Below are 21,665 nucleotides of genomic sequence, written 5' to 3'. Positions count from 1 at the left end.
CGGTAATAACGATCAAGAGAGGTAAAAATATGACAGAAAACCTAATGGAAGAGTACGACAACATGAAACTGAGCGCAAGATTTCTTGGTTGGGGAAGTATAGCAGCTTTAGGAGAATTTCTGGATGCTTTTGCTATAGTGGCGTGGTCCGTTGCACTTGTGTATCTTGATCCATATTACAAAATTCCGACAGTGTTGGCAGGACTTGTTCCAGCAATATTTGGCTACGCTTGGGCCACTACTGCATTTGGGGGAGGACATATTTCTGACCTGATTGGAAGAAAGAGGCTCTACATGTGGGATCTAATAATCTTTATCATAGGTTCGGCCCTTATGGTGATCAGTTCATTCATGAACTATAACATTGTGGTGCTCATTGGAGGCTATGCTCTCGTCGGAATTGGAGTTGGTCTAGATATACCAGCAAGCGAGGCGCTGGTTGCAGAAATATCTCCAAGAAGACACAGAGGGAAAATGATGAGTCTGGTCAATATATGGTGGTACATTGGCCCCATAACTGCGCTTTTGATCGCGTTAGTTAGCCCTACGAATCTTGTCGGCTTCCAAATACTATTTAGCTTCGCTATTGGTTTTGCTATTCTTACTATGATCCTTAGATTGTTGCTTATTGAATCTCCAAGATACCTTGCCCTCAAGGGAGAGGTTCAGAAACTGGACAAGGAGTTGGAGGAAGCGCTTGGGGTTTCGAAAAAGAATGTTGTCCCTGCTCCAGCAGAAAAGCTTCGTACCTATAAGTGGAAAGATCTCTTTATGCCAGGATTAGCTGGTTTCACTATATTTATAATGTTCATGAACTTTCTTTGGGCTATACCCGCGTCTACGTTCGGCATCTATCTACCTTACATTGCTGCGGACATTGGCAAAACTGGCTTTGTGGGAGGTGTAGTGATGGATCTAATTTGGTTTTTAACAAGTATTGCTGGGATCTTGGTTTACTGGTTATATGCGGACAAACCAAACAAAACTGTCAACAGAAAAAACATGTTCATTGCTAGTTCCATCATGGTAGCAATAGGATTTGTAATGTTTGGAATCATTCCACTCAAGGATGGTATCGTCGGAGTCCTAGGCGTTGGCATTGTCGGCTTTTTCCAAGGATTTGGGATGTGGCCAATTATATGGCTATGGGGAACAGAGAGATTTCCTACATCCATACGTGCTGCCGGGAGAGGCTTCCTTTCGGGAACTGACAGATATGTAAATTACAGTTGGACCTTTGCGTTCCCAGCGATCCTTCTTACGCTTGGTTTGAAGTATGTTGCATACATCCTTGCTATAATGGCTATCGTAATGGCAATTTCCGCAGTGTTCTTTGCACCGAAAGGCGGCGAATCACAGAGCTTGGAGGAAATAGAAAATGAAATTGGTAGTTCAAGGAAGTGAGAAAGATTGGAGGAGAATTGCTTTTTAAAAGAAGGGTATAAGTTCACAACTAGGGGGATGACTATCCCAGACGCCGCAATCTTCCTCTACGCCTCGTTAACTGGAGAATCTCATCCGGCACACGAAGATGATATATATGCAAAAAAATCTATATTTGGCAGGAGGGTTGTCCAGGGTCTTCTGACATTATCCATATGTCAGGGATTTCTCTCAAAGGAGTACGGAATAGTAGAATACGGGAAAGCAAATCTGGGTATTAACGATGTTAAATTCAAACGCCCAGTGTTTCCAGGCGATACCATAAGAGTTAGGGGAGAAGTGACCTCCGTCAGGGAATCAAATAAAGATCCAAAAAACAAAATAGTTAAGATAAGTATGAGGGGATTCAACCAGAATGAAGAAGAGGTTATTTCCTATGAGACGGTCCTTCTATTTTAATTTTTCATGAGACGGTGGTGACGACATGTTTGAAATTCAAGATGTTCATAAAATAACCGATTTGTTAAATGAGATTACCGAGAAGATTAGACGGATTATAGACGAAGATACACAGGATTTTCCATTTTCAAAAGATTTAAAAACTGGAAGATGGACTGGAACTAACTATTGCGACTGGAGTGGTGGGCACTGGGTAGGCCTACTTACGAGAGCCTATGAATGGTCAAAAGATGAAACTTTCCTCAAAGAAGCAAAAAAGAAGTTAGGTATGATCGCAAAGCGTGTCGAAGACAATGACGAATTTCTAGGCTTTATATTCCGGTATTCTTACGCTCATCTTTCCGAGGTCTTAAAGTCAGAAGATTATGAAAAATTGGCACTAAAGGCTGCCGATAAACTTTTAGAAATACAAAATAAAAAAAACGGCTTAATTCCGCTTGGTTCTCAGTGCAAAATACTAGGTACGGGGATAAAGGGCGAGGATCTTGCTGGCGTAGACGATGCAATAATTCCCAACACGTTGCTTTTCTGGGCTTACAAAAGGACTCTGGACGAAAGATACATAGAGGTTGCTATTCAAAACCTGAATCAATCAATTAAATTATTCATGAGGGAAGACGGCTCAACCATTCACATGATTCGCTTCAACCCTGAGAATGGGGACATCATACAGAAATGGAACAATCTGGGATTTGATTCCACTACTACATGGTCGAGAGGTCAAGCCTTCTTCCTCCTCGCTCTCGCATACGGTTTTAACGCTACCCGGCAAGAGAAATATAGTGAGGCTTATACCAAGGGGCTTTCGTTTTATCTAAGCGTGAACAAAGATAAAGATCTGACACCGTACTATGATATGACAGATCCAAACATACCCAACGTTCCCAAGGATACATCTTCGTTGGCTATACTGGCAGAATCCTTCCTATTAATGGTCGAGAACGGCTACAATGGCTATAATCTCCTACGGCAGATACTTGATTCTCTGATTTCCCATATAGAAACAAAAAACGAATCCTCGGTAATTCTGAAAGATGGTTGTTTTGACTACCCACGAAATATAGCAATCTATTCGGAACTCATTTTCGCCGATTATTATTGTTATGATTTCCTTTTAAGGCTAAGAGACTACCTGAAGGTGATGAAAATTGAGTGAAGACAAGGTGTTATTTTTTAAAGTTGGAGAACTGCCAGTTCCTTCTGCAGAAGTTTACTATATGCAGAATTTTGATACTTGGGAGAATATAAATTTTTATGTGTTTTATTTGCATATAAACGGTAAAAATATATTGATCAACACTGGTGTGCCGGATAACCCAGAAAATCTCGCAAACTTTTGGAGCAAATGGGATAGTCGCTCTAAATTTATAAAATACAACTCTATGAAGGAGATACTGAAAAAGCTAAATATCACACCTGATGATATTGATTACGTTTTCATATCACCATTCGTTGGCTACAATACTGGGAATATTCATTTGTTTGACAACGCAAAGATTATGCTTTACAGAGATGGGTGGATAGATTTCTGGGCTCCCAATTTGAAGAGAGGATCGTTTTCCGATCTCCCACTAGAGATTATAATTGAAAAACCTGTTCTATGCAAACTAGTGACCGAACAGAGAGAAAACATAGTTCTCCTCTCCGAACAGAAGATAAAGGATTTGAATGCTGAAATAATGTTCGGAGGCGTGCATCACCGAAGTAGTATGATCATTGTCTTCAATATAAATGGAAAAAGAGTCGCATTCACGGACAGTATTTTTAAATTAGAAAATTACACCAAACGTACTCCTATCGGAATACTAGAAAGTATAGATGAAGCGTACGAAGTTTTTAACAGACTGGATAAAATGGATGTTATAATACCGATCTTCGATCCTAAACTAGAAGAAAGATTCCTGGACGGGGTGATGAAATTATGAACGATAAAAATGAGCGTAGCAATAAAAGCAAGAAAAAATTGGTTCCAGAATTTGGGCCGCTTCGCGGGCTTAAGGTTATTGATACCTGCAGGTACGGTGCATGCCACCTTGGAGCGACAATACTAGCAGAGTTTGGAGCAGAGGTCATACATATCGACTCTCCACCTTTTGAACCTCCAACTTCAGATAGTTATAGATTTAGTGAGCCTCTGATGCCTCCGTCGTCGAAAGACCAAGTTTCCGCCCATGGAGTTCAGAACGGTAGGAACAAACTGGCGATAGGCCTGGACTTTCTTAAGTCCGATGAAGGGAGGGATATATTTAGGGGGCTTGTAAAGTGGGCTGACATTTTCATAGAGGCTTCTAGGCCCGGCACACTTGATAGGCATGGCTTCAGTGACGAGGATCTTAAAGCATTAAATAAAAGAATATCTGTTGTCCACCTATCTGGTTTTGGGCAGACGGGTCCAAAGAAGGGAGACCCAGCGCACGATCTGGATATTCAGGCCTATAGCGGATTCGCAAGTCTGGTGGGATACGAGAAAGAACCGTTGAGAGTACCTTGGGTTATTGCCGACTATGTATCCAGCATATGGATCGCTTTTTCCTCAGTTTTGAGCTATATAACAGCGAAATCAAGCGATTCTGGGGATATTGTCGATATTGCCCAATATGAAATGCTGGTAAGGATACTTGATCCTTATTACTCTTTCTTGGCTTCATATCCCAAGGCAAAGGAACCTAAGAGGCAAGGAAACGAACACCCTGACTTATTTCCATATGGGTTCTACAAATGCGCAGATGGATGGATTTCCGTGTCAGCACCATATCCCGCTACCTGGACTAGATTGAGGAAATTGCTGGGTTTCCCGGTAATCTATGACGACATTAAATTCAGAGAAAACAAGAGGAAGGAAATAGAGAACACTCTCAGGGAATGGCTTTCTAAGAAGACAGTTGAGGAGGCTGAAAACACCTTGAAACAGGAGAGCATTCCCACTTCCAAAGTAAACAGTATTCTTGATTTTCTCAACGATAATCACGTCAAGGAACGCAATCTCATTGTCGAGTGGGAAGATGAGAATATAGGGAAGGTAAAAGGCATAGATGTGGTTCCAAAGTTCACCTCAAATCCCGGTAGAATCTGGAGAGGTTTTCCAACACTCGGTCAGGATACGGAAGCAATCCTAAGCGAAATACTGGGATATTCTGAAGATAGAATAAAGGATCTCAAAGAAAGAGGTGTTATTGCATGAAGTCAAGAGCAGCCCTTTTGACAGAGTTTAAAACAAAAATGTCCATCGGCGAGATAGATATTAAAGAACCACAAGGCGAATCTGTTCTTCTACGTATTCTGGGTGCGGGCGTTTGCGGAAGCGATGTAGAGATCTGGAAAGGAAACATTATAAGGAAAGGATTTAGCTTGCCTTTTGTCCTTGGCCATGAAAATGTCGGAGAGGTAATCAAAATCGGGGAAAAGGTCAAAAACATAAAGCCTGGAGACAAGGTTATCGTTTATGCAGTTTGGAGTGATCTCACTTGTAATTTTTGTTTAGAGGGTCGCTTCAACCTATGCATTAATATGGCTGTTCCCGGCCAATCATTCTTCAACGGAGGGTTTTCAGATTACATGTATGTAGATTCGTATCGATTTCTCCATAAGCTAAAGAGTAGCGATGTCGTTGATTTTGCTCCAATTGCCGATGCGGGCACGACATCATACTCCGCAGTAAAGAAGGTATTAACTGAAATCGGTAACAGAACCGATTCGACGGCACTAGTATATGGTGTTGGCGGAATCGCACTATACACAATTCAAATAATGAAGACTTTAGCGCCGATGATACCAATAATTGCAGTTTCTCGCAAGGATGAAAAACTAAGGTTTGCGGAGAAATTAGGGGCTGACATTGCAATCCGACCGACAGAACTTGAACAAACGGTAAAGAGTTTTACGTCCAATGACGGAAAAATCTCAGCTATCGATCTTGTTGGTTCCAGGGAGAGTTTGATGAATATAAGTAAATCACTGTACGCAAGGATTAATTCCTCTATCGTTCTCGTCGGATTATATGGCAGTGAAGGGACCTTTTCAGTTTTTGACATTGTAGGGTATGAGAAGAAAATAATCGGAAGCAACTATGGGACGATGCTTGATTTCATAGACGCCAGTAATCTACTTGAACAAAACAAGATCAAATCATTTGTAATACGGCACCCATTAGATGATGTGAACTTGGCCTTGGATGAGATTCAAGAAGGTTCAGAAATCGGCAGGCATGTGTTATGCCCCTGAGCATGCTTTGATCAATAGTGTAAAGAAATTTGGAATTGAGATTACACCTACTGGTCTGTTGAGAAGTGAGGTAATTGTTGAGCAATACCTATTTTTACAGTTGTAACTTGAAAATTTGTTCTATTTTCTTTAATATGTTTTCCAATGAAGCAAGATCCGATTCTTGCATAGTTATTCTCGGCTCACGCATTTGTATACTATTTATAATGCCTCTTCTCTTAAGTATACGCTTTTCAATGTCAACGAATGACACGAAATGAGAAATTATATAGTCAAGGTATGGATCTAGCTCGGATTGCTTTTCCAGAGCTTCATTCTGGCGATTCAACAGAAATAGATCATAAATAGAACGATAGGTCTCGGGAAGGGCAGCTCCAGGTACCGTTCCTGTTACGCCTATTTTTAATTCTTCCAGAAAGTGCTTTCCTACCATCCCACCCAGAATTGGTACCTTTCTACCTGGCGAATTAAGATATTTCCTTATCTTTTCCAGGTGACCGGATCCTTCGATCTTGAGAGCGGATATGTTACTATGTCTCTTAACAAGCTGAGATATCTGTCTGGCAGTAAATGAGATTGATCCAGAAGACCGGTAATCTTGAATCACGACGTCAATATCTACGGCGTCACATACATCAGAAATATACTTCATCAAACCGGCTTTAGCCTCCTGAATAAAAGGGGCAAAATATGGATAAGAAATCACTATGCCATCTGCACCTATTGACTCGGCATGCTTGGCGAGATAAATGGATGGAAGCGATCCTGAGTGAGTTACACCAATAAACACTGGCAGATCACCATTAGCGTACTTCACAGTTTGCTCTGCCACCGTCATTCGTTCTTTGTCGCTCAATTTATAAAATTCACCACCTATTACTAGAGAAAATATGCCGCTGACTTCTTCATCTACTAGGAATCTAACTGTTTTTTTCAGGTCATCTAATTCGAGATCTCCGTTTTGCGAGAACATTGTGGGAATTGCAGGAAAAATTCCTTTGTAAATATCATTAGCCTTCATCTTAATTCTCCATGCTTAGAGCGGCGCAGACTACTGTGCGCAATGATTTAGGAGTTGGTTTCATACAGTAATCATCTCAATATATATTCATTTTTATAGGAAATGTCCGGAAAAACTTTTAATTTGAAAGTTAAATAACTGCTCGTGAGCAAAATGAAAATAGCAAGTATCGATATTATTCGAACAGAATCTGTTGAGCAGCCATTGTATCCATACGTAAAGCCAACAGACTATTACGTCAACACTTTGGGACAAATTTCACCTGTCGAAGCTGCTTTGCTCGATCAGATATCATTCCTAAGGCTGAAGACAGATGAAGGTATAGAGAGTTACATTGCAGTATCAAAAGTTGTTGCCGATTTTGTAATGAAGATATCGCGAGTGATTTATGGTTTCGATTTGACAGAGACTAGTAAAGCATGGGATCTGCTTTACAGATACACAATGCCTCTGGGACGTGGGGGTCTTGTAATGCACTCGATCAGCGCCGTAGATCTCCTCATGTACGATGCACTGGGCAAATCGTTGGATATACCGGTCTATTCTCTAATCGGGGGTAAGACACGAGAAAGGATCAGAGCGTATGCCAGTCATCTCCACCCTCTCTCGGCCGAAGAACTTGCTAAGGAAGCAATAAGCTACGTGGAAGAAGGCTACAGAACGATGAAAATGAGATTTGCTGCTGGACCATCTGATCCGTACGCAATCGAGAAGAACCTTGGATTGGTGAAGACAGTAAGAGATACAATTGGTTATTCTTTGGAGTTGGCTGCAGATGCTTGGATGTCGTGGAATTACAATTTCGCCAGAACTATGATAGGTAAACTAGAGAAGTATGAGCTTGCCTGGGTTGAAGAACCATTGCTTCCAGACGATTTCGAAGCGTATAGTCTTCTTACCCATGCAGTAGAAACTCCAATTTCCGCCGGTGAGCATCACTATTTTTTGTATGATATGAAAAGACTCTTGGATGCTGGAGTTAGAATTTTGCAGCCCGACGCGGTCTGGACTGGCGGTATTACAAGCATGAAAAAAATAGCCGCGTTGGCGGAGGTTTATGGTGCCACAGTCATACCTCATACTAGCAATATATATAATCTGCATTTCACAATGTCTGAGAAGGAGGCTGTTGCCCCCATGTCAGAATTCCTTACAAAGTACAGAGAATGGATGGAGCAGCACGTAACTAACGTTCCGAAACCTGATAAGGGTTATTTTACTCTGCCAGAGGGGAGTGGCTTTGGAATCAAGTATGATTTCCACTGAGGATGCTTTTCGGCTGGAAGTTATTAAAGTAGGAGAGGCTCAAGTTCCTGCACCCGAGGTCTACTGGATGAAAGGCTGGGGAGAATGGGAAAATCTACAATTTCACATGATCCTTGCGCATAATTCAAAGGACAATTTGTTAATAAATACGGGTATGCCACTTGATCTATCTTACAGAAATAAGGCAATGATTAAATTTGCAGGAGAACGTGCGTTGTTCAGATCCTATGATTCAATCAGTCAACTGGAGAAACATGGTTTCAGGCCTACCGACATTCGAAACGTAGCCATGACTCCAGTGCAGGATTATACGTGTGGACGTCTGGACGAGTTTGTTAATGCAACGATACACATAAATAAAAAGGGGTGGACAGAGGATATTCAGGATCCGACAGACACGGAGGTGAAAGATCCATACCTATATATGCCTAAGAATATACGAAATTTCATGAACTCGAAAGGCAAGCATAAAATACATTTCTTTGAGGGGACTTCACCTGTAGTTCTCCTACCGGGGATAACTGCTATTCCAGTTGGATGCCATCATCGTTCATCAACCGCATTTGCCATAAACACAGATGACGGAGTCCGTGTATTCAGTGACGCAGCGTTCAAGTACAGAAACATTAAATCTCACATCCCTATTGGTATCGCAGAGAACCTTCACGAATGTCTGGAGGCATACAAACTGCTTCCGCAACTCGGAAAGGTGCTGCCTGCATATGATCCAGATCTTGAATAATTTTAAACTTGAGTTCCGCATGACATAGTTTAATACCTTTTTTCCAGGCTCTTTCATTTCCTCCCTATTTCAACACATTGTCGTGCTGTGTGTATGTGCATAATTGATGCACATTTATATGTATGTCTCCACACGATTCCAGCTCTGTGTTCCTGAGATACACAAAGGTAAGGCCGGGTTCAGCTGCTCTTGAATACGCCTCCATAGCCGAAAGGGCCATTGAGAATGATAGACATAAGACAAAGACACTGAAGTACCTCGGTCCTGTGAAACCAGAATCTGACTGGGAAAGGTACAGGAGGATATTTCAGGAATGCAGGGAGGCGATGAAAAAGTTCTCGCTCACCGATCTCAGGATAAAGCCAACATTATCCTTCGGCGTCTTCCATGCCTCTACGGCTCTAACGGATCGATATGGAATCTCAGCTATCCTTAAACGCTGTCAATGCCAGTTGAATATTTTCCAAAAATGCCAAAGTAAAGTTTCCAAAATCCTAACAGTGAGAAGGTACCTGAAGGGAAAGAAGCCTCCGGAGTACAGCAAGAAGAACAGGGTATCCAAGCTGGAATCTTACAAAGCGTACATAAAGGAGCGAATAGATCGGTACAATCTCTCAGCAGTCCGTATACTTGAGGAGATAAGGAAGAAAGGGTATAAGGGTGGGTACTCAACGCTCAAGTATTACTGCGCCACACTGAGAAAGGATCATGCCATCACTGCAGTGATCAGGTTCGAGACCGAACCTGGAAGGCAGGCACAGGTGGATTTTGGTTCCTTCGGATACATAGAGATCGATGGAAAAAGGAGGAAACTCTACGCATTCTCGTACATACTTGGCTATTCCAGATACCGCTATGTTGAATTCACCACAGACATATCAACGGAGAACGTGATCAAAATGCACATGAACGCCTTCCGGTACACAGGCGGTATACCTTCAGAGATACTCTTCGACGACACCTATAAGACTTTATTGGGGAAGTCCAGAATGGATCTTATGATCTCATGAAGCAGATCGTCATAGATCGTAAGATAAAGGCCTCAGAATCGAGATTTAACGAAGCATTTCTGCGTTTTTAAAAGCATTATGGATTCAACATTCGTCTGTGTTTTCCGTATAGGCCACAGACGAAGGGAAAGATAGAGAGGAAAATAGGGTACCTCAGGAGGAATTTCTTCAATGGAAGAAATTTCTCCTCCCTTGAGGACATGAATGCACAGTGCTCCCCATGGCTTGTTGAGGCGAATGGTAAGATGAACTCAACAACAGGAAAGGTACCTGCCGAGGTTGTGAAGGATGAGATCCTAACACACATTGATTCTGTACCTGAATTTCGGTACAGTGTAAGCTCTACGAGGAAGGTTTCGAGAGAATGCTACTGACGTGGATCCATAACATATCTTGAATCCGCCAAAGACAGATCGTTCATGGAGATAATCGAGAAGTGTCGAGATGTGGCTGAATGATTTTGATGTTATGGATCCATGTCCTTCGAGCGCATTTCAGATCATCGAACTCTTACTAAGAGTTCTGGAGTTCAGGGTGCAACTAATCTTCCACCATCCACTGGTATGAGAGCCCCTGTTATCCATGCTGCTCTTTCAGAAGCGAGAAACGCAACCATCTCTCCTATATCGTCTGGAGTCCCCATTTTGTGCAAGGGAAGTTTTTTAACAAGCCAATTGAGATAATCCTCTGTGTATTGATCCTTATTCATATCAGTTGGAACACCCCCCACGGCAAGACAATTCACCCTTATATTATATTTTCCAAATGCTACTGCAAGACTACGGGTCATTGAAAACAGTGCCCCTTTTGTGGCATTGTAATGGACTTGAGTTTCCGAGCCTAAAAATATCCCTATACTCCCAATATTAATTATTGACCCCCCATTTTCCTTCATGTAGCTTCCCGCATACTGAGACATAAAAAAAGGCCCCGAAACGTTTGTTTCCCATGTTCTATTCCATAATTCTGGATCAATATCAAATATATTTCTGAATGGACATATTGCGGCATTATTAACAAGTATGTCAATTCCACCTAATTTTGAAACGACGAGATCAACAACTTTTCTACATTCACTATGAGATGATAAGTCAGCTTTAGCGATTATAAGCCTTTCATTTCCAATCTCATTAAGTAATGACTGGGCTTCTATGTCACTATTTCCATAAATGGCTGCAACTAAAGAACCGTTTTCAGCAAGTATTTTTGAAATTCCACGTCCTATTCCACGAGTTCCTCCAGTCACTATTGAGATTTTTCCTTCAAGATCATTCTTCATGAAAATCTAATTCATTAACGCAAATAATGCTTTTAAATTGATATCCTGAATTATCAGGTCGACCGCCTTTCGCCTGCTGCCAGAGAAAATATAGGTAGGGTTTTACTTATCAGCTTTTTTTCAGCTTTCGAAAGATATTCATGAGCAGTGGATGCCGAAATGCCCATCCTTATTGCAATATCCTGCAATGTAGCCTCCTTTGGGAACATATAATAACCCAAGGAATTAGCAATTGATATAGTCATTATTTCTTTCTCAGTTAGGGCAAGCATAGACGGAAGATAATTGTCTATATCAACACTAATTGAGCGGAATGAGGTTATTCTTCCTATAATCTCAAGTTTGGATTTAAAGTCCTTTAAGTCATTCTTTGGCAAGATAGAGATCACCCTTTCAACATTATTTTTAACAATATTTTCTTGAAATATAGAACCATACTCTGACAAGACAGACGCAACCATGCCGTCATATTCCTCAGTGAACAATATTCTATAAAATGTGCCCTGCCCGTTGAGTGTTTTGATATCCATCACTCCTGTAACTTTTTTGGAACCTCGTAAATCCTTCAGAAACGATTTAAATACATGTTTTGAAGGTACTCTTATCTCTATTCCAGCAACAATTTTCCCTTTTGATGATATAGGCTTGCACAATATAGTATGAGCAGTAACATTTTCATATTTAGTGGCACCACTCCAGCACCCATAGTGAATAATGCTAAAATCCACGAGTCCAAATATCTCCTCTCCGTTTGAAAAAGTATACACGAGATGTTATGTCGTTGTTATATAAAAAAATGATCAGTCCGTAATATTCAGGATGTCAGGTTAAATATATTTCAATGATACATCATTGATGAATCAATTTTCTAAGTCTATTGGTATGGGGAGCATAATATCATTTGGAGAATTTTTGGATGCCTTCTTTATTGTTGGCTTTTCGGTAGAACTTACTCGTCTTTCCCTGGCCTATAAAATTCCAACATTGTGGATTGGTCTAGTTCCAGCTTTTTTTGGATTTTCTTGGGCAACAACGGCTATACTTGGTTCACATCTTGCAGATAAAATAGGACGAAAAACAATCTATACTTATGACCTGATCATAATGCTCATTGGCACCGCCATAATGCTAATTAGTTCATATGCGGGATATAATCTTCCAATTCTGGCAGTTGGATATGTAATAGTTGGAGTTGGAGTTGGTTTTGATATTCCCGCTAGCGAAGCACTTCTAGCGGAGATATCCCCGACGTCGCACAGAGGGAAAATGATGAGCCTCTCAAATATTTGGTGGTATATTGGTCCAATGGTTGCCCTTATTATTGCTCTTTTTTCTCCTACAACAATTCAAAATTTTCGAAATGTATTCTATTTTGCAACTATCTGGATAATCTTTACACTTATAATGAGAAAATGGATCGTAGAATCTCCTAGATATCTTGCTCTAAAGGCCGAAATTTCTAAGATTAATGCGGCCAATCCAAATGCAACGAACAGCAAATTAGAACAACAAGAACCATCAAAAACGTCCTTTGGAAACATAAAGATATACAAATGGACAGAACTATTTAGCAAGAGATTTCGGGCATTCACGATTTATATTATATTTATGGACATATTTTTTGCTCTTGGTGCAACAATATTCGGAATTTATCTTCCGTACCTTGCTACTACTTTGGGTAAAAAGGGATTTGTTGGTGGTGTTACTGATGATATGATTTGGTTCGGCTTGACTATTATAGGTATACTTGTCTACTGGTCATTTATCGATAAGCCCGCATTTCCTCTCAGCCGCCGTATTGTTTTCATAATTAGCTCAATTGGTGTGGCAATAGGATTTGTCCTATTCGGAGTAAGTGATCTAAAGAACCCATCACTCATCATTCTTTCTGTCGGATTAATAGGCTTCTTTCAGGGTTTCGGAATGTGGCCCCTTATATGGTTATGGGGGACAGAAGTTTTTCCAACTGCAATTCGCTCAGCTGGAAGGGGTGTAATGGGTGCTGTTCACAAATATTTTAGTTATAGTTGGACCTTTGTTTTTCCGGCTATTCTAATTGCTACTGGGATCAGAAATATAGCTTATGTAGTGGGCTTAGTTTCTGTTATTATGGCTATAAGCACGATCTGGCTTGCTCCAAGGGAAAGTGCTGGGAAGAGTCTAGAAGAACTAGAGTCAACAGGTCCATATTTACCAAAAAACTGACCGTGGTACAAAGTGTGTAAGTATCTAACTAAACATTTCATATGAACAAATAGCATTATTTTAACAGGTAAAAGGTATATAGAAATGTATCGTGACAGTATCTCATTCATCTGCTGTGGAAGATTAAAGGTCCCAAGATCCACAGTTTACTTTGGCGCTTCCAAAAAAGAGATGACAGTGATTTCTTTTTTCTCTTTTTTAATAAGAATCAAAGAAAAAAATGTTCTTGTTAATACGGGATTCCCGAGTTGTACCTCTGAGATTGAACGCTTCTGGATCAGTAATGATCATAGACAAAAGTTTTTCAAAATAGGTACAGTTTTTGATTTACTTTCGCGTTCTAAGCTAAGACAAAGTGATATTAATTACATATTTCTGACCCCAACAGTTCAATACTCAACTGGAATGGTTTCTAAATTTCGAAAAGCAAAGATTGTTATGTCATCAAATGGATTTCTTGAATCCATGTTTCATTGTATTAAATCAAAAAGCCCGGACACTCTGCCAAGCAATCTCTATTTTGATTCGACTACTCTGAATTTTCTCCGCAAGTGTCCTTCAGATAATATCTGTCCATTAGATAGCTATAAGTTTGAAGAGTTGGGAATAAAGGTTGAGCACTCTGGTCAGCATCACACCAGTAGTCTGCTTATTACTTTTGAAATGCAGGGAAAGACCATAACATTTACCGATTCCATTTTTACTACAAGAAACCTCAAGGAAAGATTGCCTATTGGCGCACGATACACGTCTGAATACCCGAAAGATCTTTTTGATAAGCTTGAATTATCAGATATTGTGATCCCAATTATGGATCCGGTTCTTGAAACGAAATATCCAAACGGCATAATTCAACTTTAATTTGAAAGATCATTTCCAGTTTCATTTAGTCTATATTATTTCTACAGTTTTTATATCGTTCAGAGGTTGAAAATGAAATAGAAAACGATGTATTCAGGATTAGTGTTATAAAAACCGACAAATTCGACTTCCTCTCACCGGAAGTATACTGGATGAAATGTTGAGGTGATGGAAAAATTTCATTCCACGTACTCCGGTTAAGAAACGAGAACATGAATTTCCTTATCAATAAAGTGCTCTCAATTGATCTCAGTTAGAGAAATCAAGTGATGATGGAATCTGACGGAAAATGCCCTGTGTTCAAGTATTATGACATCACCTTAGTACTTAAGCGTCTTAGAGTAGAACCCTCCAAAGTTAATAGTGTATCCTTCACTCTGTAGAAGGATTATTCAGCAGTGGGAATTTCACTGTGTAAAGATGCAAAAATATTCACAGACCGTCATGGATATACGGAAGATATTGTTGCACTGCATGTCAGGAAACATTAGCTAAGCAACCTGCTCGTTCCTGAGCGGATTATACGGTATCTGATGTTTTATGCATTGAAGCTCCTTACCTTGTTTGACAGTCTAACCTTATATGGTATACTGTTGTGTCCCAATGTTGTTTGGTTAGGATGCAACCATGGTTCCTCATTCACCTTCCGAATTACGACAAAGTCGGGCAACATCATTTTATCTGGTTGCTCATTCTAGGGAAGGAAAATTCAAGGGAAATAAAAGATTCATCAATTGTTATGGAACCAGAGAATGAGGGGCTGGAGTTTTGATCAGCTGAAAAATGGATTGTTTACATCAACCGGTATTCAATTCATTAATTTTCTGTTAGGACAATCATATTGCTTTCTGCAGTTTTTAGGATCGATTATTTCATTGTGCTTCAGGATTGCCCCTCTAATGTATAGACCTTTTTCTAAAAACTCTCTTGAACCTTAACAGATCATGAGCTGAGTTTTCATCATCACGTTGTCTGAACATAACTGAATCTGCAACAGGACCTTAAGGCGACCAAACAATGCGATGACCTTAAACCCTCACATGAACTAAATAGACTTTTAAAAGTTGATCCCATATTGAAAAAATATGATTAATATCAACATAAAAGTAAAAGATTTGCACCTGCTCTTTCATCTCGAGTACCTGTAATCACAACATCTATACCAATTGATGCCCAATAATTCTCTCTACAGTATAACTGATGTGGTTCACCAAATGACAAAATGAAAAGAAAAATCAGACAGTAGTAAGGAAGGGAATATGGATTGCTATATTTTTCATCATCTGTTATTACGATTTGATTCTTCGTAGAAGATTATATAACTCCTCTTCCTTTTTCTCCATCGGGTGTTCAGCGTTCATTTCGTGAAGACGCTTAAAGACAACCATGCCAGTGTTCTGTTCGTTTGTCCACTCTCTGGCGAACTTACCGTTGAGTATATCCATAGCATTCTCATGCATCATATTTTTGACTGCATCTCCGGCAAATGCTGGTCCATATACTAACTGCCCATACTGACTTGTCCCGGAATGAGTTTTGAGCTGTTTAAATAGTCCCAAGTCTTTCATAGATTCGGCAATTTCCGCTAGTTCACCAGATGCATACATTTCTAGAATTGCGGCTTCTGGAGATGCACCAAGTTCTGTAACGACCTCATAGTACGTCCTAAAAATAAATAAGATGGCTCCGGCCCATGAATGTTCTGAAAGAAGGTCAAGCAAAGTCTCTTCCCTGAAGCTGGATCCTATTGCACATCCTCCTTCCTGAAATACACCTATTGCAGCAGAGAGCCCAATTAGGACTTCTTTTGAATTTCCGCTATAATCATGCCCAACTGCTACCAATACAGGGTACCCTTTTCCTTTCACGTATAGATCTCGCACTCCCCAGCCAATCATTCTTGGCGCAATCATGATAACATTTATGTTATCTGGAGGGCGTGTGTATCCATAGAAGTAATTGTAACCAGAAGCCATAACAAGCGTATCTCCCTCTTTGAGATAGGGCAGTATTATCTCATTAAAGACTTTCGGTTGAATCTCATCAGGGATAAGGACAAAGATCACGTCAGATTCGCTGCACGCATCCTTTATACTCATGACCTGGAATCCATCTTTCTCGGCTGTTTCCAAATAAGAATCATTTCTATTACCAATTATAACTTTCAAGCCAAAATCCCTCATATTTAGGGCTTGAGATCTTCCCTGATTCCCGTAGCCTATAACGGCTATTTTCTTTTTCTTTAGTAAAGTTTTGTATTTTTCTATGTCATCAAGTTCAGAGATAATTTCAGTCATAAGAAGTGATCTTCGCTAATCTGTATTAATATTTGTGCGAACATGTTCGAAACTGTTAAAATAGAATATGTCGTAACCATTATCTAATGCAGCGTCATTTATTTTTGATTAGTTAGAAAATGAATTAGCATTTCGCAATTTATTTCACAATATAGGAAGGTAAGAATCGTATTGGGACTGTACCGTTTTTTGCAATTATTCTCGTCTGTAGTTGTGTTTGTTATCCTTTTGTGTGTTGTATTAAGAGTAATCAATCGTGCCAATTTTGAAATTTTGTATAATCATTCATCATGGATAAACCATTTCGACACACTGTTTTTTTTTAAAAAACAAATAATAAAGAACTCGACGGAACCTCAAAACTATGTCTCAACCTTAGATATCCCGTACATTTATGAGATTATATTTAAATAGTAATTTTAGCATTCAAGAATATGTTTGGTTTTGAAAAATGTAAGCTGCTGTTAAACGGGGAATTGGTGGAAGGAAACGGGAAAGCAATTGTCAACAGGAATCCAACAACAGAGGAGGAGCTTTCGACCTTTAATGGTTCTAACCAAGAACAGCTAAATGAAGCCATAGACTATGCGTTTGAGAGCCAAAAAAAATGGGAACGCTTAACTGCAGTCGATAGAGCTCATTACTTGAAAAAAATATCGAGTCTTATTAGAAGCAAAGCAGACAATCTAGCTAGGATAATAGCTATTGAACAAGGAAAGCTTCTAAAGGATGCAAAAGTAGAAGTGGATTTTACAGCCGATTATGTTGAATACGTTGCTGAATGGGCAAGGAGGATCGATGGAGAAGTTATACAGAGTGATAGAAGAAATGAGAATATACTGCTCTATTATAAACCCATAGGCGTTGTTGCGGGAATAGTGCCATGGAACTATCCTTTCTTTGTCTTTGCAAGAAAGATGGCGCCAGCTTTGCTTGCTGGTGATTCTATCGTAATAAAACCAAGCAGCGAAACACCAAACAATGCTTATGAATTCTCCAAGATATTGCTCGAGGCTGGACTTCCAAAGGGCATTGTAAATGTTATATATGGTTCAGGAAGAGAAATAGGATCAAACCTTGTTAAGAATAAACATATTGACTTTGTTACCTTCACGGGAAGTATTGCAGCAGGCCAAGAGATAATGAGAAATGCTGCACAGAATGTTGCTAAAGTATCGCTTGAGCTGGGGGGCAAAGCACCTGCTATTGTTATGGACGATGCGGATTTGCAACAATCCGTCAAATACATCGTAAACTCAAGGATTGTTAACACTGGCCAGATATGCAATGACGTTGAGCGTGTCTATGTCCATGAAAAGGTGAAGGAAAAATTTGAACGTTTGCTCACGGAACAATTTAAGGGTGTTAAAATAGGGGATCCAATGAGCACCGACGCAGATATGGGGCCACTCATCAATAGTGACGCTGTTGACAAGGTTGAATCAATGGTACTGAACGCAGTTAAAGAAGGCGGAAAACTCCTGTATGGGGGTACCCGAGAGAGTATAAACGGAAGAGGTTATTTCTTTGAACCGACAATAATAACCGACACAGAACAGAAAAGTGAGATAATCCAGAAAGAAATTTTTGGCCCTGTCATACCAATAAGATCATTCCGCACTCTTGATGAAGCCATAGATTTGGCAAACGATTCAGAAGCGGGCCTCACCTCTTCTATTTATTCAAAAAACTTAGATGTGATACTTAGAGCAGCAAACGAGTTGAAATTCGGGGAAACATACGTAAACCGAGAGAACTTCGAAGAAATGCAGGGTTATCACTCTGGATGGAGAAAATCTGGAATAGGTGGAGATGATGGAAAGCATGGAATTTTGGAATTCTTTAACACCCATGTTGTTTATCTTCAATACGATAGAGATGCTGGGAACTAATGTATCGGTAACTTAGCAGTTCGATCAATAATTCTTCGTTTTCAGCTTTATTACATTTCCTGAAAGATTCCTTAAGGCGACAAAGGTGGGCTTTCTATCCTGCGGGATTGTACATGTACATCCTTCTTAACGCACATTTATTTCATGACAAATAGGTCATTGACCGAAAACAGAATATTTTGAGTCTAAATGTAATTTTTTAAGAACCCATTAAAAGTATCTGGTGGCAGGTCCCTTCCATCTCTGATATATATACTGTGGTACGTATAAAAGAAGGTTTTGAGCTGAAATCTGGACTATTTAAGATCGTTTACAACATTTAGATTCTTAATATAACTATATTGATGCAGGCCAAGAATCACCATTCTTCTTATTCGATATTTCCATGAAGTGAAATAAGAGCAACGGAAATATTTATTGATTCTTCTTTAGTTATATAGCTCAAGATTCTAAAAAGAAGAGTCGAATACATATCTTGACTATAAAGCGAGGTCCTCATTTAGTCTGTATCATATTACAAATGGACGGAACCATGAAAAGGATATAAATAACTATAATTTTCATAATTGCTGTGCGCCTATCCAAGTATTCTTGTGACTTTGAATGCTACTTTCAGATTAGGTTTCAGGATCTCAAAAGCTTTCGACTTTTTGATCTAGTATCCTTGTAACGTTATGGTATATTTCACCCATCTCCGTCTGTTCTAATGAATCCAGCATGGGAGGTGTGCCTGTGATGTCTTGTCCGAGTATGAGTTTATGGAAAAGAAATGAGTAAACCTGAGGAAAAGACTTAGTGTTGAGATAACTCTTCAACATGCTCAGCTTTCGTTGTATTCCAGCTGCAGCTCCTATATTGCCTTCTTTGAATGATTTCATAACTTTTGTAGCCAGATCTATAAAATTTGTGGACCCACATACACCTCCTGCAGCCCCTAATACAAGAGAGGGGAGTAAGAGTTCATCCTGTCCTTGAAACACTTTTATCTTTTTCGGAAGACTGAGTAAATAGTCTTGAAACAGAGTGAGGTCTCCACTCGAATCCTTTATTCCCACTATATTTGAGTAATTTTCCGAAAGTTTGAGAACGGTTTCGGGTCCTATTGTATTTCCTGTCAACTGGGGTATGTTATATAGTATTACTGGTAAATCCACTCTCGCAACGATGCGGTCGAAGTAGGAATAGATGGATTTCTGACTTACTTTCAGGTAATATGGTGTTACGACAACGATTGCGTCTGAATTAATGTCAGCTGCAAATTCTGATAGTTCTAATGTATCTTCTATGTTATTTTTTCCAACACCAGGCACGAAATATTCATCTTTACTTCTGTATCTTGAAAACACTTCAAGGATTCTCTTGTGCATTTTATTTGAAATAAATGGAGAAGAACCGTTACTTCCCATTGGAAATACCCCGGATACTCCGATTTGGTGAAGGTGAGCCATCAGTTTTTCTATGGCTGGCTCGTTTAGCTCATCGCCATTGAATGGGGAAACTGCGGGAGTTATAATGCCACTAAGCCTTTCCATAGTTAAACATCACAAGAATGTATTAGAAATTTCGTACGTTGTCTAGCAGAGGTTTTGTTGCTATCGGAAAATAATCATATGGACTATTCGGAATGATACAACTACTTGATTGTAAAACGTAAGCAAAAGTCTCTATTGCTACTTCCCTTGATTTTAAATTATTAGGTTATCATTATTATTTTTTGTTAAGTGAAGTAAGAGATTTTCCTCTTTTCCTATGGTCGAATATTTCCCAGTGAATATGCGATTCTCAGACATGTCTCTGACGTTATTCCTGCTTACTACGTGTCAATTTTCAATCAGTTGCTATAGACCTAATTCTATCCGTTGAAATACTTCTTCATAAATAACCAGGATTATTATTCTTCTAAGCAGCAAGCTCATAGTGACAGATAGCACATGTCTCGTTTTGCCATCCATACCACTTTAGGACCTTGCTACTATAAATAGCAATAATTAATTTACAATTCAATGGATGTGTATGTTAATTTTCCAATTGAAGATAAAGTAAAATCAATCGCTGAACGTGTTTTATTTGGATGCGATATCTATTGGTACCCTGAATATTATGACACAGAAGTACAGATCATAAAAAACAAATATATTGTCGGAAAAAACACTAAAATGATTCAAACAGTAAGCGCGGGAGTGGATCACTTGGATATTGCTAGGATTCCTGACAGCGTGATACTATGCAGTAATGCTGGTGCCTACTCTATATCTGTAGCTGAGCACACCTTTGCGTTGATCCTTTCACATGCAAAGAATATAATAGAAAACAATTACGATATGAAGAGAGGCGTGTTTAAACAATCGTCTACAACTCTGCTCTATGGCAAGACATTGGGCATTCTTGGATATGGTGGAATTGGCAGGAGGGTTGCCTCTATAGCCAAAGCGTACGATATGAAGGTTATCGCATATAGCAGATCAGGCATAGACGAGAATGTAGACGAAACTACCTCCACTGCTTCAGAACTGTTCGAGAAGTCCGACATAGTCGTGCTATCTATCCCGTTGACTGATAAAACGAGGGGAATGGTAAATATTGGTCTACTTTCTGGGCTAAAGAAAGGTACCATGATAGTTAACGTAGCAAGACCCGATGTGGTTGTTAAACAGGATATGATACGATTCCTAAGATCCAATCCTTCTATATGGTATATGTCAGATGTTTGGTGGAATGAGCCAGATTTAAAGGACACCAATCTGGATAACGTAATTTTATCGCCACATGTGGCTGGAGGGATGTCTGGAGAAATTATGGACATCGCCTATGAATTTGCTTTTAGGAATGTGATGGAATATTTCAGAGGAAATGCAAAAAATGTTGTTAAGAAGGATGACTATAAACTCAGCAGTTCGGCGAAGGAATCATTCCCTGGCATTCCTTAATAATTTCTATCCTCTACGCCCGAATTCTATTTCTCTTACTTGGACTATTTGAGATATAGCCCTTAAAAGATAAGCCCATTCCACAACATTTAGTTTTTGAAGA

The 21,665-nt window shown here is 39.6% G+C and carries 19 protein-coding genes; 14 read left to right on the top strand and 5 right to left on the bottom strand.

The features are described from left to right. Window positions 1-29: 29 nt before the first annotated feature. Genes LVQ96_04185 through LVQ96_04160 form a run of 6 tightly spaced genes read left to right on the top strand, consistent with a single transcriptional unit; the run spans window position 30 to window position 6,062 of the window. A complete protein-coding gene (locus tag LVQ96_04185; GenBank protein ID MCW6170353.1) occupies window positions 30-1,403 on the top strand; it encodes a sugar porter family MFS transporter in 1,374 nt (457 codons plus the stop codon). 6 nt (window positions 1,404-1,409) lie between these two features. Continuing rightward, window positions 1,410-1,841: a MaoC family dehydratase gene (locus LVQ96_04180; GenBank protein ID MCW6170352.1), complete on the top strand. Its 432-nt coding sequence runs from the start codon at window positions 1,410-1,412 to the stop codon at window positions 1,839-1,841. A 25-nt stretch (window positions 1,842-1,866) separates the two neighbouring features. Continuing rightward, a complete protein-coding gene (locus LVQ96_04175; GenBank protein MCW6170351.1) occupies window positions 1,867-2,997 on the top strand; it encodes a glycoside hydrolase family 88 protein in 1,131 nt (376 codons plus the stop codon). After that, window positions 2,990-3,766 (top strand): hypothetical protein, encoded by a 777-nt coding sequence (locus tag LVQ96_04170; GenBank protein ID MCW6170350.1) that lies wholly within the window; start codon window positions 2,990-2,992, stop codon window positions 3,764-3,766. Before LVQ96_04175 ends, LVQ96_04170 begins: the two co-directional genes overlap by 8 nt. Continuing rightward, complete coding sequence (locus LVQ96_04165; protein MCW6170349.1) at window positions 3,763-5,022, top strand: CoA transferase; 1,260 nt, start codon at window positions 3,763-3,765, stop codon at window positions 5,020-5,022. The genes LVQ96_04170 and LVQ96_04165 overlap by 4 nt, the downstream gene beginning before the upstream one ends. Continuing rightward, window positions 5,019-6,062 (top strand): alcohol dehydrogenase catalytic domain-containing protein, encoded by a 1,044-nt coding sequence (locus LVQ96_04160; GenBank protein MCW6170348.1) that lies wholly within the window; start codon window positions 5,019-5,021, stop codon window positions 6,060-6,062. Before LVQ96_04165 ends, LVQ96_04160 begins: the two co-directional genes overlap by 4 nt. Before the next feature lie 94 nt (window positions 6,063-6,156). On the opposite strand, the gene LVQ96_04155 is transcribed toward LVQ96_04160, so the two are convergent. Then, window positions 6,157-7,083, bottom strand: coding sequence for a dihydrodipicolinate synthase family protein (locus LVQ96_04155; protein ID MCW6170347.1), 927 nt, complete (start codon window positions 7,081-7,083; stop codon window positions 6,157-6,159). 153 nt (window positions 7,084-7,236) lie between these two features. On the opposite strand from LVQ96_04155, the gene LVQ96_04150 reads away from it, so the two are divergent. The 4 genes from LVQ96_04150 (at window position 7,237) to LVQ96_04135 (ending at window position 10,475) form a co-directional block, all read left to right on the top strand. After that, on the top strand, window positions 7,237-8,349 hold the full coding sequence (locus LVQ96_04150) for an L-rhamnonate dehydratase (GenBank protein ID MCW6170346.1): 1,113 nt from the start codon (window positions 7,237-7,239) through the stop codon (window positions 8,347-8,349). Further along, window positions 8,324-9,091: a hypothetical protein gene (locus LVQ96_04145; protein ID MCW6170345.1), complete on the top strand. Its 768-nt coding sequence runs from the start codon at window positions 8,324-8,326 to the stop codon at window positions 9,089-9,091. Before LVQ96_04150 ends, LVQ96_04145 begins: the two co-directional genes overlap by 26 nt. Before the next feature lie 122 nt (window positions 9,092-9,213). Beyond that, window positions 9,214-10,101, top strand: coding sequence for a DDE-type integrase/transposase/recombinase (locus tag LVQ96_04140; GenBank protein MCW6170344.1), 888 nt, complete (start codon window positions 9,214-9,216; stop codon window positions 10,099-10,101). Between the two features lie 200 nt (window positions 10,102-10,301). Continuing rightward, a complete protein-coding gene (locus LVQ96_04135; protein MCW6170343.1) occupies window positions 10,302-10,475 on the top strand; it encodes a hypothetical protein in 174 nt (57 codons plus the stop codon). Between the two features lie 155 nt (window positions 10,476-10,630). Here the strand turns inward: LVQ96_04135 and LVQ96_04130 are convergent, their stop codons facing one another. Next, window positions 10,631-11,380, bottom strand: coding sequence for an SDR family oxidoreductase (locus LVQ96_04130; GenBank protein ID MCW6170342.1), 750 nt, complete (start codon window positions 11,378-11,380; stop codon window positions 10,631-10,633). 53 nt (window positions 11,381-11,433) lie between these two features. Further along, window positions 11,434-12,147 (bottom strand): helix-turn-helix domain-containing protein, encoded by a 714-nt coding sequence (locus LVQ96_04125; protein ID MCW6170341.1) that lies wholly within the window; start codon window positions 12,145-12,147, stop codon window positions 11,434-11,436. Between the two features lie 88 nt (window positions 12,148-12,235). Here LVQ96_04125 and LVQ96_04120 point away from each other — a divergent pair, with 88 nt between their 5' ends. Continuing rightward, window positions 12,236-13,585 (top strand): sugar porter family MFS transporter, encoded by a 1,350-nt coding sequence (locus tag LVQ96_04120; protein MCW6170340.1) that lies wholly within the window; start codon window positions 12,236-12,238, stop codon window positions 13,583-13,585. Between the two features lie 438 nt (window positions 13,586-14,023). Beyond that, entirely contained in the window at window positions 14,024-14,446 is a 423-nt protein-coding gene (locus LVQ96_04115; protein ID MCW6170339.1) for a hypothetical protein, read from the top strand. A gap of 1,289 nt (window positions 14,447-15,735) precedes the next feature. Here LVQ96_04115 and ilvC read toward each other — a convergent pair. Next, window positions 15,736-16,743, bottom strand: coding sequence for a ketol-acid reductoisomerase (gene ilvC, locus LVQ96_04110; protein MCW6170338.1), 1,008 nt, complete (start codon window positions 16,741-16,743; stop codon window positions 15,736-15,738). Window positions 16,744-17,177: 434 nt separating this feature from the next. Here ilvC and aldA point away from each other — a divergent pair, with 434 nt between their 5' ends. Continuing rightward, complete coding sequence (gene aldA, locus LVQ96_04105) at window positions 17,178-18,635, top strand: aldehyde dehydrogenase (GenBank protein ID MCW6170337.1); 1,458 nt, start codon at window positions 17,178-17,180, stop codon at window positions 18,633-18,635. A 632-nt stretch (window positions 18,636-19,267) separates the two neighbouring features. Here aldA and LVQ96_04100 read toward each other — a convergent pair. Beyond that, window positions 19,268-20,167: a dihydrodipicolinate synthase family protein gene (locus LVQ96_04100; protein ID MCW6170336.1), complete on the bottom strand. Its 900-nt coding sequence runs from the start codon at window positions 20,165-20,167 to the stop codon at window positions 19,268-19,270. Between the two features lie 471 nt (window positions 20,168-20,638). On the opposite strand from LVQ96_04100, the gene LVQ96_04095 reads away from it, so the two are divergent. Then, window positions 20,639-21,562 (top strand): 2-hydroxyacid dehydrogenase, encoded by a 924-nt coding sequence (locus LVQ96_04095; GenBank protein ID MCW6170335.1) that lies wholly within the window; start codon window positions 20,639-20,641, stop codon window positions 21,560-21,562. Window positions 21,563-21,665: the final 103 nt, after the last annotated feature.

Source organism: Thermoplasmatales archaeon, assembly GCA_026127925.1.
GTDB lineage: Archaea > Thermoplasmatota > Thermoplasmata > Thermoplasmatales > Thermoplasmataceae > JAKAYB01.
Note: the sequence above shows the minus strand (reverse complement) of the source record. Positions and strands in the feature narration are given on the sequence as shown.

What these genes read in the sequence shown, in the direction of transcription:
- LVQ96_04120 (MCW6170340.1), top strand. Translation starts at nt 12,236, where the DNA reads ATGAATCAATTTTCTAAGTCTATTGGTATGGGGAGCATAATATCATTT.
- LVQ96_04165 (MCW6170349.1), top strand. Translation starts at nt 3,763, where the DNA reads ATGAACGATAAAAATGAGCGTAGCAATAAAAGCAAGAAAAAATTGGTT.
- LVQ96_04175 (MCW6170351.1), top strand. Translation starts at nt 1,867, where the DNA reads ATGTTTGAAATTCAAGATGTTCATAAAATAACCGATTTGTTAAATGAG.
- LVQ96_04150 (MCW6170346.1), top strand. Translation starts at nt 7,237, where the DNA reads ATGAAAATAGCAAGTATCGATATTATTCGAACAGAATCTGTTGAGCAG.
- LVQ96_04185 (MCW6170353.1), top strand. Translation starts at nt 30, where the DNA reads ATGACAGAAAACCTAATGGAAGAGTACGACAACATGAAACTGAGCGCA.
- LVQ96_04095 (MCW6170335.1), top strand. Translation starts at nt 20,639, where the DNA reads ATGGATGTGTATGTTAATTTTCCAATTGAAGATAAAGTAAAATCAATC.
- LVQ96_04115 (MCW6170339.1), top strand. Translation starts at nt 14,024, where the DNA reads ATGTCATCAAATGGATTTCTTGAATCCATGTTTCATTGTATTAAATCA.
- ilvC (MCW6170338.1), bottom strand. Translation starts at nt 16,743, where the DNA reads ATGACTGAAATTATCTCTGAACTTGATGACATAGAAAAATACAAAACT.
- LVQ96_04135 (MCW6170343.1), top strand. Translation starts at nt 10,302, where the DNA reads ATGAATGCACAGTGCTCCCCATGGCTTGTTGAGGCGAATGGTAAGATG.
- LVQ96_04155 (MCW6170347.1), bottom strand. Translation starts at nt 7,083, where the DNA reads ATGAAGGCTAATGATATTTACAAAGGAATTTTTCCTGCAATTCCCACA.
- LVQ96_04140 (MCW6170344.1), top strand. Translation starts at nt 9,214, where the DNA reads ATGTCTCCACACGATTCCAGCTCTGTGTTCCTGAGATACACAAAGGTA.
- LVQ96_04100 (MCW6170336.1), bottom strand. Translation starts at nt 20,167, where the DNA reads ATGGAAAGGCTTAGTGGCATTATAACTCCCGCAGTTTCCCCATTCAAT.
- LVQ96_04130 (MCW6170342.1), bottom strand. Translation starts at nt 11,380, where the DNA reads ATGAAGAATGATCTTGAAGGAAAAATCTCAATAGTGACTGGAGGAACT.
- LVQ96_04160 (MCW6170348.1), top strand. Translation starts at nt 5,019, where the DNA reads ATGAAGTCAAGAGCAGCCCTTTTGACAGAGTTTAAAACAAAAATGTCC.
- aldA (MCW6170337.1), top strand. Translation starts at nt 17,178, where the DNA reads ATGTTTGGTTTTGAAAAATGTAAGCTGCTGTTAAACGGGGAATTGGTG.